The organism is Streptomyces sp. NPDC042102 (genome assembly GCF_055582305.1).
On record NZ_JBVJDL010000003.1, the window covers coordinates 932,838 to 948,674 of the forward strand.

Sequence of the window (15,837 nt, forward strand, 5' to 3'; positions counted from 1 at the left end):
AGACATGTCCGAACGATTCCGGTAACGAGGGCACGCTCCCGTCCCCGGCTCTGCGCTGCCGCTCCGTACCGCGGGACGTGCCTGGTACCGGAGCGGCAGCCAGGGACGGGGGCAGGACCAGGGGGCCGACAGCACGAGCGTCCGGGAACGCCGGGCTACAGCAGGCGCGGGAGGACGTCGCCGCCCAGGCGCCGCAGGTTCTCCTCCGTCGCCGCCAGGTCCCCCGAGCCCTCCGTCAGCAGCGCGAACCGCCTGATCCCGGTCCGTTCGGCCGTCGCCGCCAGCCGGTCCGCCGCCAGCCGCGGGCTGCCCACGGGGTGCAGATCGCACAGCAGTTCCGTGTACGCGACGGGATCGCGCATCGCGCGGTGCCGGCCGTCGACGGTGACGTGGGCGTCCAGGCCCTGCTTCAGCCAGCCGGGCATCGCCTTGATCAGGGTCTCGCGCGCGTCCGCCGTCCGGTCGGCCAGCTGGCACACGCCCGCCGAGACGTGGCCGGCGGCCAGCACGGCCTCCGGCGCGTGACCCGCCGCCAGCGCCGTCTCCCGCCACAGCGCGACCATCGCCGCCTTCTCCTCGTCCCCGCAGTGCATGCCCAGCAGCATCGGCAGCGCGCGTTCGGCGGCCAGCCGTACCGACGCCGGCGAGGTGCACGCGACGATCACTTCCGGACTCGTCGTATCCGCGTCCAGCGATTCCGACGGGCGCGGTACGACGGCCACCTCACGGAAGCCGTACCGCTCCCCGGCCGCCCGGACCCGCGGCTCGGTCAGCCACCGGCGCAGCAGGTCCAGCGCCTCGGGGAAGGACTCCTCGTACGCCTCCAGCCCGCCCCCGAACACCTCCAGATCCACCCACGGCCCGCCGCGGCCCACGCCCACGGTGAACCGGCCCCCCGACGTCAGGTGCAGCAGCGCGGCCTGCTCGCCCAGGACCACCGGGTGGGTGTTGGGCAGCACGCTCACCGCCGTGCCCACCCGCAGCCGCCGGGTCCGGCCCAGCAGCAGCGCCGCCAGGGTGACCGCCGAAGGGCACACCCCGTACGGCACGAAGTGGTGCTCGGCCAGCCAGACCGAGTCGAGTCCCGCCTCCTCGGCCACCTCGGCGGTCCGCACCGCCCGGTGCAGGGCCTCCCCGGCTCCCTGGCCCGGGAACTGGGCCGCCAGTACAAACGCTCCTACGCGCATCGCCTTTAGCCTCCTCGCGGCTGACGCGGCCTCCCCAGGTGGACCGGGCACCCCGGACCGGACGCCGTCGTCCGATCGTCGGGTCTTCTGCTGGCAACAACGTCTGACACGTGCCAAAGGCACGGCCTGACACGAAAGTTATTGAGATTGTCGGGGAATCCGCCGGCGGCCGTCCCGGCCACCCTGCGGGTACCCGTCCTCGCGCCGCGTAGTCTGGGGGAAAGTCCCTTCCGTACACCGATCCGTGAGGTATACGTGTCTCCGCGCCACAACCGCCCGAGGGGCGGCGAGAATCCGGCCGAGCGTCCAGACGGCGACGGTGGCGGTACGGACCGCTACGGCCTGGAGCGCACCGAGGAGTGGCAGGGCGAGGACTGGAAGGTCCGCCATGTCGCCGGGGCCGCGGCGGCGGGCAAGCGCTACCGCTGCCCGGGCTGCGACCAGGAGATCCCCTCGGGCACCCCGCACCTGGTGGCGTGGCCGGAGTACGGCGGCGTGGACGACCGGCGGCACTGGCACAAGGCGTGCTGGAACGCGAAGGACCGCCGCACCTCGAAGGTGCAGCGGTCCCGCAACGCTCCCCGCTACTGACTACACGTCCCGGCGGCCGACCACCGCGTACGAGCCGGCCACCGCGGCGCCCGCCACCAGGAGCAGCAGCGTGAGCTGCGCTCCGTCGCTCGTGGCCCCGACCCCGTCGCCGTTCGGCAGCCCGAACAACTGCATCAGCGCCACCGGCGCGTTGTAGCGCAGGACCGCCGTGCCCACCGGCGCGAGCACCGTCCAGGAGGTGAGCATGGCGCCGATCACCGGGGGCAGGGTGATGATGCCGATCATCACGGCGATCGCTCCCGCCGAGTGCCGTACGAGCGCGCCGATCGCGAGGCCGAGCACCCCGAGCAGGGTGATGTACACGCTGCCGTAGAACGCGCCGGCCCACTCCGAGGGATGGTGCACGCCGGCCGCCGGCCCGTCGTGCACGATGGCGGTGGCCAGGCTCACCAGGCCGACCGAGCCCGCCACGACGCCGAAGGCGGTACCCGTGAAGACCAGGTACTTCGCGGTCAGCACGCGGAAGCGGTCGGGGGCCGCGGTGAAGGTGGTGCGGATCAGTCCGGTGCCGTGCTCCGAGGTCATCGTCAGCACGCCCAGCACCATCACCGGCACCTGCCCGACCAGCAGACCGAAGACGGCGGGCGCGGTGAAGGGCATGCCCTCGTAGTCCCGGGCGCTGGTCTGGGTGATCGCGAGCGTGCCGATGCCGCAGACCAGGGCGATCAGCGAGCCCAGCGTCCACAGGGTGGAGCGGACCGAGATCAGCTTGGTCCACTCCGAGGCGACGGCGTGGGCCAGGTTCGGCCGGGGTCCGGAGTGCGGCGAGCGGTACGCGGGCGTCGCGGTCGGCGCGGTCATCGGGAATCCTCGGGTTCGTTCGCGGCGGGGGCCAGGTCGCCGGGGCTGCTGGGCATCAGGAAGGGCCGGCCGCCCGCCCCGGGCGGCGGGGGAGCGTAGAAGCTCGCCGCCGTCTCGGCCGGCACCTGCGGCGCCACCTCGTCCTCCCAGGCCGGCACGGTCAGCGGCGCGGGCGCGACCAGCTCGGCGCGCGGGTCGTCGGTGGAGGTGTACTCGACCGAGCTCTGGGTCATGCGCATGTAGGCCTCCTCCAGCGAGGCCCGGTGCGGGGACAGCTCCCACAGGCGTACGCCCGCGCCGTGCGCGAGGTCGGAGATCCCCGGCAGGTCCAGCCCGGTCACGCGCAGGGCGCCGTCGGGCTCCTTCAGCACCCGGCCGCCGGCCTTCACCAGGACCTCGCCCAGCGTTTCCCAGCCGTCCGGGTCGGTGTCGGCCACCCGCACCCGGGCGAATCCGGCCGAGTTGTGCGCGATGAACTCCTGCACGCCCATATCGGCCAGCAGCCGCCCGCGGCCGATCACGATCAGGTGGTCGGCGGTCAGCGCCATCTCGCTCATCAGGTGCGAGGAGACGAAGACGGTCCGGCCCTCGGCGGCCAGCTGCTTCATGAGGGTGCGCACCCAGAGGATGCCCTCCGGGTCGAGACCGTTGACCGGCTCGTCGAACAGCAGCACCTGCGGATCACCCAGGAGCGCCGCCGCGATGCCGAGCCGCTGGCCCATGCCGAGGGAGAAGCCCTTGGCCCGCTGCCCGGCCACGTCCTGGAGCCCGACCACGCCCAGGACCTCGTCGACGCGCTTCTCCGGGATCCCGGAGAGCTGGGCGAGGGCGAGCAGGTGCTTGCGGGCCCGGCGGCCGCCGTGCACGGCGCGGGCGTCGAGCAGCGCGCCGACGTTGCGCTGGGCGTCGGGGAGCTCCCGGAAGGGCAGCCCGTTGATCGTGACCCGTCCGGCGGTGGGCCGGTCCAGGCCCAGGATCATGCGCATGGTGGTCGACTTCCCGGAGCCGTTGGGCCCCAGGAATCCGGTCACCTGACCCGGCCTGACCTGGAAGGACAGCTGGTCGACCGCGGTCTTGGCGCCGTAGCGCTTGGTCAGGCCGACTGCTTCGATCATCCTCTGTCCCTTGCCAGGCGGACGGGATTCGTCCGGGTAAGGCTTAAGAGGATAACGAGAGGTCCGCGGTTCCCACCCGCTCCAGATCCCTGAGGGAACCCTGAGACCGACCCGGGAATCCCCCGGGGACCGGCCCCGGCACGGATCCCGGCCCGGGTCCTACGCGTCCCGGCGCCGCAGGACGAGGCAGCCGCCGATCACCGCGGCCAGCACCCACAGCACCATGATCCCGAGCCCGCCCCACGGCCCGTACGGCGCCTCGCCCCGGCCCATGGCGTCCGGGACGACCTGCATGATCTTCGACCCGGCCCGGTCGGGGAAGTAGCGGGCGACCTCCTTGGCCTTCGGCACCGCGACCAGGATCTGCGAGATCAGGAAGAAGAACGGGACGAGGATGCCCAGCGAGAGCACCGTGCTGCGCAGCATCGCGGTCACGCCCATCGAGAAGACGGCGATCAGCGCCATGTAGAGGCCGGCCCCCACGACGGCGCGCAGCACGTTCGGCTCCCCGACGCCCGTGCGGTGACCGCCCAGCAGTGCCTGGCCGATGAAGAAGGACAGGAAGCTGGTGGCCAGCCCCACCAGCAGGGCCAGCAGCCCGGCCACCGTGATCTTGCTCAGCAGGAAGGCGGTCCGCCGCGGCACGGCGGCCAGCGAGGTCCGGATCATGCCGGTGCTGTACTCGGTGCCGACCACCATGACCCCGAAGACGACCATGGCCAGCTGGCCCAGCACCATCCCCGAGAAGCTGGTGAGCGTCGGGTCGAAGGTGGCACGCTCGATCTCGGAGAGGTTGCGGAACTGGCTCGTCACCAGCGCCGAGACGGCGGCGCTCAGCGCCACGGTGACCACCAGCGCGGTGGCCAGGGTCCAGGCGGTGGAGGAGACGGTGCGGATCTTGGTCCACTCGGAGCGCAGCACGGCGGGGAGGGCGCCCATGGTCACGATCCTCCGAGCGCGGTGTCGTCGCCGCCGCCCCAGCGGGGTCCGCCGAGCGGCAGCCCGGCGGCGTCCTCGCCCGGCGTGTGGGCGTGGTACTCGACCGCGCCGGCGGTCATCCGCATGAACGCCTCCTCCAGCGAGGCGCGCTGCGGGCTGAGCTCGTGCAGCACGATCTGGTGCTCGGCGGCGAGGTCGCCGAGTGCCTCGGCGCTCACGCCGTCGATCTCCAGGGCGCCCGCGCCGACCCCGACTGCCGCAATTCCATTACTCGCGAGTACGTCCTTGAGGCGCTCCTGGTGCGGCGAGCGCACCCGTACATAGCTCCGGGAGTTCGCCTGGATGAAATCCGCCATCGATGTGTCGGCCAGCAGCCGGCCTTGTCCGATCACGATCAAATGATCTGCGGTCAGAGCCATTTCGCTCATCAAGTGACTGGATACGAAGATCGTCCTTCCTTCGGCGGCCAGCCCCTTCATCAGATTGCGGATCCAGTGGATTCCCTCGGGGTCCAGGCCATTGACCGGCTCGTCGAACATCAGGATCTCCGGATCACCCAGCAAGGCGGCGGCGATTCCCAGGCGTTGCCCCATACCGAGCGAAAAGCCTTTCGATTTCTTGCGTGCCACCGCCGTCAGTCCGACCGTGTCCAGCACGTCGGCCACCCGGCTCGGCGGGATCCGGTTCGACTGCGCCAGGCACAGCAGGTTGTCGAACGCGCTGCGCCCGCCGTGCATCGCCTTCGCGTCGAGCAGCGCCCCGATGTGCCTCAGCGGCTCGTCCAGCTCCCGGTAGTGCCGGCCGTCGATCCGCACCGTTCCGCTGGTCGGGTGGTCCAGGTCGAGCACCATCCGCATCGTGGTCGACTTGCCCGCTCCGTTGGGCCCGAGGAACCCGGTCACCACGCCCGGCCTGACCCGGAAACTGAGGGAGTCGACCGCGGTCTTCGTACCGAAGCGCTTGGTGAGGGCCGCCAGCTCGATCATGCGCTTCACGCTAGAACGACCCAGGGCCCCCCGCCACCGGAGTGACGGGAGGCCCTGAAGGGGTGCCGGCGGACGCCGGCCGGGTCGGCGGGCGGGCGCCGCGGGGCGCCTGCCGGGTCAGCGGCTCTGCTGCGCCGGGACGCCGCGCGAGACCGGCTCGTCGTCGATCACGGGCGTGGCCGCGGCCACCGCCGCGCCGGTCAGCGTCGCCAGCATCTCGCGGACGTTGGTCAGCTGCGCGTTGATGGAGTCGCGGCGGTTGGTGAGCGCCGCCAGCTCGCGCTCGGACTCGCTGCGGATACGGTCCGCCTTGGCGTTGGCGTCGGCCACGATGTCCTCGGCCTGGCGCTGCGCGGTCTCCACCGTCTGGCGGGCCCGGCGCTCGGCGTCCGTACGCAGCTTCTCGGCCTCCAGGCGCAGCTGCTCCGCCCGGTGCTCGATCTCGGCGAGGCGCTTCTCGGCCTTGGCCTGACGCGAGGCCAGGTCGCGCTCGGACTGCTCGCGGCGCTTGGCCAGGTTGGTCTCGAAGTCCGCGGCGGCCTGGGCGGCCTTGGCGCGGGTCTCCTCGAACAGCGCGTCGGCCTCCTCGCGCTTGGAGGCCGCGTCCTTGGTGGCCTCGGCACGCAGCTGCTGCGCGTCGCCCTTGGCCTTCTCGACGATCCGGACGCCCTCGTCCTCCGCCTTCGTCTTGCGGTCGGCGGCGAACGTCTCGGCGTCGTTGCGCACCTGCTGGGCCGCCGACTCGGCGAGCTCGCGGTGCTGCTCGGCCGCCCGGCGCGCCTCCTCGCGCAGGTCCTTCGCCTCCTCCTCGGCGAGCCGCAGGATCTTCTCGACCCGGGCGCCGAGACCGGCGTACGACGGCTCGGCGTCGTTGACCTGGGCCTGGGCGTTCTGCGTCTCGAGGTGGAGTTCCTCGATGCGCTTCTCCAGGGAGTTGATGCGGGACAGGGCGCTGTCACGGTCGGCGACGAGCTTGGTAATGCGGTCGTCCACCTGACCGCGGTCGTAACCACGCCGCACGAGCTCGAAGCCGAAGGGGGAGGAAGTGTCGCTCATGGGGTTCCTGTCGAAGTGAGACCGATGAGGTGCTACGTGAGGTGTTAAGGGGAATCCTAGGCGCCGGAGCGGCGTGTCATCGAGTCAATCCAGGTTTGATCTGGACAATGACACCCCTTTTGAGTGGCAAGGCTACGGAATGCTTGTCACTCGTTCGCCTGAACCTTCATCAGGAGCACACATCCGGTGCCCCCACTACCCCTCTGACGCCTTGCCACCCGATCGGGTGGAACCCGCCGTCGCACCGGCCTTGACGCCCCCCGCGCCCTGACCGCCGACCGTCGGCTTTCCGCCACCCGACGGCGCCTCGAATGATTCCAACGCCTCGAGAACGTCCTGGACACGGGAGATCTCCGCCTGGATGTCCTCGCGCCTGCGCACCAGAACCTCCAGCTCACGACGGCCCTCCTCGACCAGCCGCTCCGCCTCCGCCTTCGCCTCCGCCAGCACGCTCTCGGCCTGCCGGGACAGGTCCGCCTTCTTCTGCTCGGCCTCCTTGAGCAGCTGCTCGGCCTTGCGGACCGCCGCGATCCGGACCTTGGACGCCTCGCTGCTGGCATCGGACACCAGCGCCTTGGCCTTCGCCTCGGCCTCCGTGCTCTGCTCGGTCGCCGCCTTCACCAGCTTGTCCACGCGCTCGCCGGCCGACTTCATCTGCTCCGCCGACTCCCGGCGGGCCCGCTCGTGCAGCTCCTCCACCTCGGACTCGACCCGGCCACGCAGCTCCTCGGCCCGCTCCCTTATGGCGGCCGCGTCCGTACGCGCCCCCACCAGCAGCTCGTTCGCGTCCGTACGCGCCTTCTCGACCAGCGAGTTGCCCTCGACGGTCGCCTCCGACGCGATCCGCGCGGCCTCCTTGCGCGCCGCGTCGACCATCGCGTCGGCCTGCTCCTCCGCCTTGGTGGTGGCGGCCAGCGCCTGCTTCTGCGCGTCGGCGGTCAGCTTCTCCGACTCCGCGGCGGCCTCGGTGATGAGCCGGTCGACCTGCTCGGCGGCCTCCGTACGGCGCTTGTTGGCGCTCTCGCGGGCCTCGTCCAGGAGCCGCTCGGACTCCTCGCGCGCCTGCGTACGGGTGCGCTCGGCCTCTGCCTGCGCCTCCGCCTCGACCCGCTCGGCCTCCGAACGGGTACGGGTGGCGCGCTCCTGCGCCGTGGACAGTGCCTCGGTCGCCTCCGCGCGCAGCCGCTCGGCGTCCGCCGCCGCCTCGCCCACCGTGCGCTCGTTGTCCTTGCGGGTCTGCTCGGTGAGCTTCTCCGACTCGGCCACCGTCTCCGTGATCAACCGGTCCGCCTGCTCGGCGGCCTCGCTGCGCATCCGGTTGCCCTCGGCGCGCGCCTCGTCCAGCGTCCGCTCGGCGTCCCGCTCCGCGGTCGCCAGCGTCTCGTTCGCCGCGGCCGTGACCCGCTCCGCCTCCGCCGTGGCCTCGCCGATGATCCGGCCGCCCTCCGCGCGGGCGTCGTCCAGGGTCCGCGCCGCCTCGGTGCGCAGCCGCTCGGCCTCCTCGGCGGCCTCGCCGACCGTGGCCGCGTTCGCCGCGCGGGTCTCCTCGGTGAGCCGCTCCGCCTCGGCGATCGCCTTCGTGGTCAGCGCGTCCGCCTGCTCGGCGGCCTCGGTCCGCATCCGGTTGGCCTCGGCACGCGCCTCGTCCAGGGTGCCGGCCGCCTCCGCGCGGGTGGCCTCCGCGTCCGCCTCGGCCCGCGCGCGCACCGCGTCCGCGGCCCGCTCGGTCTGCGCCGTGTGCCGCTCCGCCTCCGCCGTCGCGTCCGCGACGATCGTCGCGCCCTCGGCGCGCGCCGCCTCCAGGGTCTCGCCGGCCTCGCTGCGGATGCGGTTGGCGTCGCCGCGGGCGTCCGCCCGGGTCCGGGCAGCGTCCCGCTCGGCCGCCGCCAGCGCGTCCGTCGCCTCGGTCCGTACCCGCTGCGCGTACTCGGCCGTGTCGGTGCGCAGCTGCTCGGACTCGGCGAGCGCCTCCGCGACCGTGCGCTCCGCCAGCGCCTTCGCCGCGTCCGTCTCCTCGCGCGCCTCGCCGCGGATGCGGTTGGCGTCCTCGGTGGCCCGCTCCCGCTCGGCGTACGCGTCGGCGCGGACCCGGTCCGCCTCCTCCTGCGCCTCGGAGCGGGTGCGCTCCGCCGCGTGCTCGGCCGCGCTGCGCAGGCCGGAGATCTCCTCCTCGGCCTCCTCGCGCAGCCCGGACACGGAGTCGCGCACCGCCTGCGCCGTCGCCTCGGCCGCCGCGACCAGCTCGCCGGCCCGCCGCTCGGCCTCCTCGGTCAGCCGCGCCGCCTCGGCCTGCGCCTCCTCCGACCGCTTGCGGGCCGAGGCCAGCAGCTCCTCGGACTGCTCACGGGCCTGCGCCCGCTCGCTGTCGGCGTCCGTACGGGCCGACGCCAGCGTCTCGTCCGCCTCCCGGCGGCGCCGCGCGGCCTCCTCCTGGGCGGCGGCCAGTGCCTCGGCGGCCTCGGCCGCGACCCGCTCGGCCGCCGCCTTCGCCTCCGCGCGCAGCCGGTCCGCGGTCTCCTGCGCCTCCACGCGCAGCCGCTCGGCCTCCGCCTCCGCCTCGCCGGTCAGCCGTACGGCGACCTGCTCGGCCTCCGCCCGGGCGCGGCCGGCGTCCTCGGCCGCGTCGGTGCGCAGCTGGTCGGCCTCGGCCTCCGCCTGCGCCTGGAGGGTACGGATCCGCTCGGCCGACCCGGCGCGCAGCCGGTCGCCCTCCTCGGACGCCTCGCGGCGGATGGTCTCCGCCGCGAGGCGGGCGTCGCGCAGCGTCTGCTCGGCCGTGGTCAGCCGGGTCTCGGCCTCCTGGTGCAGCCGGGTCAGCTCCGTGTCCGCCTCGGCCCGCTTCGCGGTCAGCGCCCGCTCGGTCTCCTCGCGCCGCTCGCGCACGGCCGCCTCGGCCCCGGCCTGCAGGGCCTGCACCCGCTCCTCGGCCTCCGTGCGCAGCCGCTCGGCCTCGGCGCGGGTGCGTTCCAGCGTCTCCTCGGCCTGGGTGCGCAGGGTCGTGGCCCGCTCGATGGCCTCGGCCCGGACCCGCTCGCTCTCGGCGCTCGCCCCGCCGCGCAGTTCGTCCGCGTCCGCCTTGGCCTTGCTCAGCAGCTCCTCGGCGGTCTTGGCCGCCTCCTCGATCTGCGTGACGGCCTCGCGGCGTGCCTCGCCGCGGATCCGCTCGCCCTCGGCGACGGCCTCCGCACGCAGCTGCTCGGCCTCGCCGCGCAGCCGCCGCGCCTCCTCCTGGAGTTCGACGGTCCGGGCCCGGTACTCCTCGGTGTCGTCCTTCGCCGCGCCCTTGAGCTCCTCGGCGGTGTCCGCCGCCTGCGCCCGCAGCCGTTCCGCCTCGGCCTCCGCCTCGCGGCGGATCCGCTCCGCCTCCTCGGAGGCGGCCCGGGTGGTGGCGCGGGCGTCCTCGGAGGCCTTGTTCAGCACCTCCTCGGCGGTCCGCGCGGCCTTCGCCAGCTGCGCGGCCGTGTCCTCGGCGGCCGCCGTCCGGGCCACCTCGCCGGCCTCGGTCTTCAGCCGATCGGCCTCGGCACGGGCATCGGCCAGCTGCTGCTCGGCCTCCGCCTTGAGGGACTCGGCCTCCTTCGTGGCCTCCCCGACCAGCCGCGCGACCTGCTCCTTGGCCGTGCGGGTGCGCTGCTCGTTGACCGACTCGGCCGAGGCGAGCTGCCGGGCGGCGCTCTCCTTGGCGTCCGCCAGCAGCCGCTCGGCCTCCGCGCGGGCCTCGCGCAGCGCCCCGTCGGCCTCCTGCACCCGCTGCTCGGCCACCCGGCCGAGGTCCAGGGTCTGCTGCCGGGTCTGCTCGGCCTCGGCGGACGTCGTCGAACGCAGCCGCTCCGCGTGATCGGTGGCCTCCTGGGCCTGCGACGAGGCGGCGGTCAGCAGCCGCTCGGCCTCCTTGCGGGCGCGCAGCAGCGTCGCCTCGGCCTCGCTGCGGGCGGTCTCCGCGTCGGCGGCCATCCGGCGCCGGGTCTCCTCGGCGACCCGGGCGGCCTCGGCACGCGCCGCGTTCAGGGACTGCTCGGCCTCGGCGCGGGACTCCTCCATGAGCCGGCGGGCCTGGGCCTCCGTACGGGCCCGCAGCTGCTCGGCCCACGCCACGTTCTCGTTGACGTGCGCCTCGACGGTCTGGCGGCGCTCGTTGAGCTCCTGGTCCAGCCGCTGGCGGCGGTTGACGGCCTCGCCGTGCAGCTCGGCCTGCAGGCGCGCCTGGTGCTCGGCGTGCTCCTGGAGGATGCGCTGGGTCTGGGCCCGGGCCTCGCGCAGCTCGCGCTCGGCGTCCGAACGCATCTGGTCGGCCTGGATCTGGGCATTGCGCAGCAGCTGCTCGGCCTGGTAGCCGAGGTCCTGGCTGTCGTAGGCAGGGCGGGACGCGAGCGCGCGACGCACCTCGTGGAGCTTGGCACGCAGCACCTCGACCTGGTATCCCAGGTCTTCCGCGTGCTGGACGGCCTTCTCGCGCTCCTTCTTCAGCCGCTCCATCTCGGCCTCGAAGCGCGAGAGATGGTCGGCCTCAGCCTGATGAGTCTCCTGGCTTTCGTAGCCCCGCACAGCGCGGTCCCATCCGTCCCCTGGTCGCAAGCTCACTCCCAAATGAGCACCGTCCGCCCGCTGAACGACGCCCCCGGGGAATGGTGTCAGACGCCGGGGCGTGGGTCACAGGCCCCGACCCCGTTCCGCACCGAACCCCGGCCGAGCCAGACGCCACTCTACCGGCCGGGGATATAGGTGGGGTCAGTGCTCGGGGTGCTCGTGGTCCGCGGGGGCGGAGGTGACCAGTTCGGTGAGGACGCCGTGGCAGTCCTTGGGGTGCAGGAACGTGATCCGCGAACCCATCGAACCCCGTCGCGGCTCGTCGTACAGGACGCGTACGCCCTTGCCGCGGATGGCGTCGGCGTCGCCGTCGACGTCGGCGGTGCCGAAGGCGATGTGGTGGACGCCCTCGCCGTTCTTGGCCAGCCACTTGCCGACCGCGGAGTCCTCGCGGGTGGGCTCCAGCAGCTGGAGGTAGGAGGCACCGCCGTCGGAGGTCTCGTTGATCTTGAGCATGGCCTCCCGGACACCCTGCTCCTCGTTCACCTCGCTGTGGAACACCTCGAAGCCGTACGTGGCACGGTAGAACTCGACAGTCTTGTCGAGGTCGAAGCAGGCGATCCCGATGTGGTCGATTCTTGTCAGCATGGGTCCAGTGCACTGCCAAGGAGGGTGGTTACGCAACGTGCGCGCGATCACACCGACAGCCCGGTGACCGCCGCCGTACCGCTCAGTACATTGACGTAAACCCTCGTTCACTCCTCATCCAAGGGGCTGTGCCTCATGTCCGGAACGAACAACACCACTTCCGTGATCGTCGCTGGTGCCCGCACGCCCATGGGGCGGCTGCTGGGCTCGCTGAAGTCCTTCTCGGGCGCCGACCTCGGCGGTTTCGCGATCAAGTCCGCGCTGGACCGGGCCGGGATCTCCGGCGACCAGGTGCAGTACGTGATCATGGGGCAGGTGCTCCAGGCCGGCGCCGGCCAGATCCCCGCACGCCAGGCCGCGGTCAAGGCCGGCATCCCCATGAGCGTGCCCGCCCTGACCATCAACAAGGTGTGCCTGTCCGGTCTGGACGCGATCGCGCTGGCCGACCAGCTGATCCGCGCCGGCGAGTTCGACATCGTGGTCGCGGGCGGCCAGGAGTCCATGACCAACGCCCCGCACCTGCTGCCGAAGTCCCGTGAGGGCCACAAGTACGGCGCGATCGAGATGCTCGACGCGATGGCGTACGACGGCCTGACCGACGCCTTCGAGAACATCGCGATGGGCGAGTCGACCGAGAAGCACAACGGACGCCTGGGCATCGAGCGCGCGCCGCAGGACGAGTTCGCCGCCCTGTCGCACCAGCGGGCCGCCGCCGCGCAGAAGAACGGTGTCTTCGAGGCCGAGATCACCCCCGTGGAGATCCCGCAGCGCAAGGGCGAGCCGGTCGTCTTCGCCGCCGACGAGGGCATCCGCCCCGAGACCACGGTGGAGTCGCTGGGCAAGCTGCGCCCCGCGTTCAGCAAGGACGGCACCATCACCGCCGGCACCTCCTCGCAGATCTCCGACGGCGCCGCCGCGGTGGTCGTCATGAGCCGGGCCAAGGCCGAGGAGCTGGGTCTGGAGTGGCTCGCCGAGATCGGCGCGCACGGCAACGTGGCCGGCCCGGACAACTCGCTGCAGTCGCAGCCGTCCAACGCCATCGCCCACGCCCTGACCAAGGAGGGCCTGGCCGTCTCCGACCTGGACCTCATCGAGATCAACGAGGCCTTCGCCGCAGTGGCCGTCCAGTCAATGAAGGACCTGGGCGTGACCCCGGAAAAGGTGAACGTCAACGGTGGCGCGATCGCCCTGGGCCACCCGATCGGCATGTCCGGCGCCCGCCTGGTGCTGCACCTGGCGCTGGAGCTCAAGCGCCGGGGCGGCGGGGTCGGCGCGGCCGCGCTGTGCGGTGGCGGCGGCCAGGGCGACGCCCTGATCGTGCGCGTCCCGTCCGCGAAGGCGTAAGGGGCTGCTCGTGACGACGGTGGACGTCCCCTCGCTGGTGGCCCAGGCCCGTGAGGGCAGGCCGCGGGCCGTGGCCCGGCTGATCTCACTGGTGGAGGGGGCGTCCCCGCAGCTGCGCGAGGTGATGGCGGCGCTGGCCCCGCTGACCGGCGGAGCCTACGTCGTGGGCCTGACCGGCTCGCCCGGCGTCGGCAAGTCGACGTCGACGTCGGCGCTGGTGTCGGCGTACCGGCGGGCCGGCAAGCGGGTCGGGGTCCTGGCCGTGGACCCCTCCTCGCCCTTCTCGGGCGGGGCGCTGCTCGGCGACCGCGTCCGGATGTCCGACCACGCCTCCGATCCCGGCGTCTACATCCGCTCGATGGCCACCCGCGGCCACCTGGGCGGCCTGTCGTGGGCGGCTCCGCAGGCCATCCGCGTGCTGGACGCGGCGGGGTGCGACGTGATCCTGGTGGAGACCGTCGGCGTCGGCCAGTCGGAGGTGGAGATCGCCGCCCAGGCGGACACCTGCGTGGTGCTGCTGGCCCCCGGCATGGGGGACGGGATCCAGGCCGCCAAGGCGGGCATCCTGGAGATCGGCGACGTGTACGTGGTCAACAAGGCCGACCGGGACGGCGCCGACGCGACGGCCCGGGAGCTGAACCACATGCTGGGCCTGGGGGAGTCCCGGGGACCGGGGGACTGGCGGCCGCCGATCGTCAAGACGGTCGCCGCGCGGGCCCAGGGCGTCGACGAGGTGGTCGAGGCGCTGGAGAAGCACCGGGCGTGGATGGACGAGCACGGGGTGCTCGCCGAGCGGCGTACGGCGCGGGCGGCGCGCGAGGTCGAGACGATCGCCGTCACGGCCCTGCGGGCGCGGATCGCGGACCTGCACGGCGACGTCCACCTCGGCGCGCTCGCGGCGCGGGTCGCGGCCGGCGAGCTGGACCCGTACGCGGCCTCGGACGCCCTGCTGGCCACGCTGACGGACACGCCCTAGTCCGGCTCCGTACGGCTCCCGCGTCCCGCGCGGGACGACGGAAGGCCGGGCGGGCCGCTCGATGCGGTCCGCCCGGCCTTCCTCCATGCGCGGCCGGGACCGTACGGCCCCGGCCGGGCGGTCAGGCGTTGGGGCGCTTGCCGTGGTTCGCGCTCTTCTTCTTGCGGGCCCGGCGCTTGTTCCCTCGCTTGGACATCGTGCGCATCTCCCTCGTCGGGGGACATTCGTGGCACGGCCAGTCTAGGGTCGGCCCCGGGCCGCCGCCCGCCGGGAAGCCCCGGCCCCTACGGCTTGCCGCGGTGGTCGCGCAGGTGCTCCGCGACCGGGAGCAGCGAGGCGTGCAGGGCCGCCAGCGCCTCCGGCGGCAGCAGGTCGATGAAGTGGCGGCGCACCGACGCCACGTGGTGCGGTGCGACCTTGCGCATCGTCTCCATGCCCTCGTCCGTCAGCACGGCGTACAGCCCGCGCCGGTCGGACTCGCAGTTCACGCGGGTCACCAGGCCCGCGGTCTCCATCCGGGTGATCTGGTGGGACAGCCGGCTCTTGGACTGCAGCGTCGCGGTCGCGAGGTCGCTCATCCGCATCCGGTGCTCCGGCGACTCCGAGAGGTTCACGAGGATCTCGTAGTCGTTGTTGGTGAGGCCGAAGGGCTGGAGATCCTTTTCCAGCTGGTGCATCAGCAGTCTGCTGACGTCCAGGTGGGTGCGCCAGGCGCACTGCTCGGCGTCGGTCAGCCAAGGGGTCCCTCCCGACGGAGTCTGGGGGAGGGTGGCCGTCTCGGTCTCCATGGTCTCCATGAATGAACTCTACCTAAAAAGTTGAATTTCGTACAAACATTACAGGCCGAAGCGGCGTTGGAGATCACCCAGCTGGCCCGGCATCCGCGGGACGCCCAGCTGCCCCAGGGGACCCTGCTGGCCGTGCCCGTGGCCCTGGCCGGGGATGCCCGGCTCCGCGCCGACCGCCCCCACCGGCTGCTCGGCCATCAGCAGCTCCGTGGACTGGAGCAGGACCGTGCCCGCCCCCATGAACTCGAACTGGTGCTCCTCGCCCGACGTGCCGCCGATCCCGGTGAGCTGGCGCAGCCCGCCCATCACCCCGGACATGTAGCCGTGGTCGTAGTGGTGGCACGGCGACGGGCAGTCCGCCCAGCCGACCAGGGCCTGCGGGTCCACGCGCAGCGGCGGCTCCATGAACACCACCGGACCGTTGGACGCCGCCACGAACTTCCCGGTTCCGATCAGGGTCAGGAAACCGGGGACGATCGACTGCTTGAGCGCCAGGGACGGCTGGTACGCCAGCAGGTTGCCCGACCGGATCGTCAGGTTCCCGTTGTCCAGGTCGAAGGAGTTCACGTCGAAGGCGCGGTCGGCCAGCAGCATCTTGCCCTGCCCCTCCGCCACCACCCAGTCGCTCGCGTGCAGCGGCGAGTGGAAGCTCGTGCGCAGCAGCCGCTCGAAGCGGCCGTGGCCGATGCCGTTGAACTCGATCTGCCCGTAGTAGGCGATCATCTTGCCCTTCTGCAGGAACCACTGGCTCCCCTTGAGCTCCACGCAGAAGGTGTAGGCGTTGACGTTGTCGTCGGAAGGAAGGGTGTACGGGTCGAAGACCGTCGGGCCGCCGGGGCCGGCCATCACGGGACCGAA

General features: G+C 72.8%; 14 protein-coding genes. 3 read left to right on the plus strand and 11 right to left on the minus strand.

Annotated elements, in window-relative coordinates; all coding sequences use genetic code 11:
- Positions 1–155: 155 nt before the first annotated feature.
- Entirely contained in the window at positions 156–1,187 is a 1,032-nt protein-coding gene (locus tag ACZ6KO_RS17585; RefSeq protein WP_469304825.1) for an LLM class flavin-dependent oxidoreductase, read from the minus strand.
- 255 nt (positions 1,188–1,442) lie between these two features.
- Between ACZ6KO_RS17585 and ACZ6KO_RS17590 the strand changes: the two genes are divergently transcribed.
- On the plus strand, positions 1,443–1,778 hold the full coding sequence (locus ACZ6KO_RS17590; protein WP_469304826.1) for an ATP/GTP-binding protein: 336 nt from the start codon (positions 1,443–1,445) through the stop codon (positions 1,776–1,778).
- Here ACZ6KO_RS17590 and ACZ6KO_RS17595 read toward each other — a convergent pair whose 3' ends face one another.
- The 7 genes from ACZ6KO_RS17595 to mce all read right to left on the minus strand — a co-directional run bounded on the left by ACZ6KO_RS17595 (position 1,779) and on the right by mce (position 11,871).
- On the minus strand, positions 1,779–2,600 hold the full coding sequence (locus ACZ6KO_RS17595; RefSeq protein WP_469304827.1) for an ABC transporter permease: 822 nt from the start codon (positions 2,598–2,600) through the stop codon (positions 1,779–1,781).
- Positions 2,597–3,715 carry an ABC transporter ATP-binding protein gene (locus tag ACZ6KO_RS17600; protein ID WP_469304828.1) on the minus strand — a complete coding sequence of 373 codons (1,119 nt, stop codon included), beginning with the start codon at positions 3,713–3,715 and terminating at the stop codon, positions 2,597–2,599. Before ACZ6KO_RS17600 ends, ACZ6KO_RS17595 begins: the two co-directional genes overlap by 4 nt.
- 159 nt (positions 3,716–3,874) lie before the next feature.
- Positions 3,875–4,654, minus strand: a complete 780-nt coding sequence (locus ACZ6KO_RS17605; protein WP_469304829.1) for an ABC transporter permease — start codon at positions 4,652–4,654, stop codon at positions 3,875–3,877.
- A 2-nt stretch (positions 4,655–4,656) separates the two neighbouring features.
- Positions 4,657–5,640, minus strand: a complete 984-nt coding sequence (locus ACZ6KO_RS17610) for an ATP-binding cassette domain-containing protein (protein ID WP_469304830.1) — start codon at positions 5,638–5,640, stop codon at positions 4,657–4,659.
- Positions 5,641–5,757: 117 nt separating this feature from the next.
- Positions 5,758–6,696 (minus strand): cellulose-binding protein, encoded by a 939-nt coding sequence (locus tag ACZ6KO_RS17615; RefSeq protein WP_469304831.1) that lies wholly within the window; start codon positions 6,694–6,696, stop codon positions 5,758–5,760.
- 195 nt (positions 6,697–6,891) lie between these two features.
- Positions 6,892–11,241: a polarized growth protein Scy gene (gene scy, locus ACZ6KO_RS17620; protein ID WP_469304832.1), complete on the minus strand. Its 4,350-nt coding sequence runs from the start codon at positions 11,239–11,241 to the stop codon at positions 6,892–6,894.
- A 183-nt stretch (positions 11,242–11,424) separates the two neighbouring features.
- The gene (mce, locus tag ACZ6KO_RS17625; protein ID WP_469304833.1) at positions 11,425–11,871 is read right to left on the minus strand and encodes a methylmalonyl-CoA epimerase; all 447 of its coding nucleotides are present in this window, start codon (positions 11,869–11,871) and stop codon (positions 11,425–11,427) included.
- A gap of 135 nt (positions 11,872–12,006) precedes the next feature.
- Between mce and ACZ6KO_RS17630 the strand changes: the two genes are divergently transcribed.
- Both ACZ6KO_RS17630 and meaB read left to right on the plus strand, forming a co-directional pair.
- A complete protein-coding gene (locus ACZ6KO_RS17630) occupies positions 12,007–13,215 on the plus strand; it encodes an acetyl-CoA C-acetyltransferase (protein WP_469304834.1) in 1,209 nt (402 codons plus the stop codon).
- A 19-nt stretch (positions 13,216–13,234) separates the two neighbouring features.
- Entirely contained in the window at positions 13,235–14,191 is a 957-nt protein-coding gene (gene meaB / locus ACZ6KO_RS17635) for a methylmalonyl Co-A mutase-associated GTPase MeaB (protein ID WP_469305008.1), read from the plus strand.
- Positions 14,192–14,312: 121 nt separating this feature from the next.
- Here meaB and ACZ6KO_RS17640 read toward each other — a convergent pair whose 3' ends face one another.
- From ACZ6KO_RS17640 to ACZ6KO_RS17650, 3 genes are all read right to left on the minus strand, one after another.
- Positions 14,313–14,387: a 50S ribosomal protein bL37 gene (locus ACZ6KO_RS17640; protein WP_374211945.1), complete on the minus strand. Its 75-nt coding sequence runs from the start codon at positions 14,385–14,387 to the stop codon at positions 14,313–14,315.
- An 88-nt stretch (positions 14,388–14,475) separates the two neighbouring features.
- Positions 14,476–14,979, minus strand: coding sequence for a MarR family winged helix-turn-helix transcriptional regulator (locus ACZ6KO_RS17645; protein WP_469305009.1), 504 nt, complete (start codon positions 14,977–14,979; stop codon positions 14,476–14,478).
- Positions 14,980–15,027: 48 nt separating this feature from the next.
- The gene (locus ACZ6KO_RS17650) at positions 15,028–15,825 is read right to left on the minus strand and encodes an AIM24 family protein (RefSeq protein ID WP_469305010.1); all 798 of its coding nucleotides are present in this window, start codon (positions 15,823–15,825) and stop codon (positions 15,028–15,030) included.
- Positions 15,826–15,837: the final 12 nt, after the last annotated feature.

What these genes read in the sequence shown, in the direction of transcription:
- ACZ6KO_RS17605 (WP_469304829.1), bottom strand. Translation starts at nt 4,654, where the DNA reads ATGGGCGCCCTCCCCGCCGTGCTGCGCTCCGAGTGGACCAAGATCCGC.
- ACZ6KO_RS17595 (WP_469304827.1), bottom strand. Translation starts at nt 2,600, where the DNA reads ATGACCGCGCCGACCGCGACGCCCGCGTACCGCTCGCCGCACTCCGGA.
- ACZ6KO_RS17645 (WP_469305009.1), bottom strand. Translation starts at nt 14,979, where the DNA reads ATGGAGACCGAGACGGCCACCCTCCCCCAGACTCCGTCGGGAGGGACC.
- ACZ6KO_RS17585 (WP_469304825.1), bottom strand. Translation starts at nt 1,187, where the DNA reads ATGCGCGTAGGAGCGTTTGTACTGGCGGCCCAGTTCCCGGGCCAGGGA.
- ACZ6KO_RS17650 (WP_469305010.1), bottom strand. Translation starts at nt 15,825, where the DNA reads ATGGCCGGCCCCGGCGGCCCGACGGTCTTCGACCCGTACACCCTTCCT.
- ACZ6KO_RS17600 (WP_469304828.1), bottom strand. Translation starts at nt 3,715, where the DNA reads ATGATCGAAGCAGTCGGCCTGACCAAGCGCTACGGCGCCAAGACCGCG.
- mce (WP_469304833.1), bottom strand. Translation starts at nt 11,871, where the DNA reads ATGCTGACAAGAATCGACCACATCGGGATCGCCTGCTTCGACCTCGAC.
- ACZ6KO_RS17610 (WP_469304830.1), bottom strand. Translation starts at nt 5,640, where the DNA reads ATGATCGAGCTGGCGGCCCTCACCAAGCGCTTCGGTACGAAGACCGCG.
- ACZ6KO_RS17615 (WP_469304831.1), bottom strand. Translation starts at nt 6,696, where the DNA reads ATGAGCGACACTTCCTCCCCCTTCGGCTTCGAGCTCGTGCGGCGTGGT.
- ACZ6KO_RS17630 (WP_469304834.1), top strand. Translation starts at nt 12,007, where the DNA reads ATGTCCGGAACGAACAACACCACTTCCGTGATCGTCGCTGGTGCCCGC.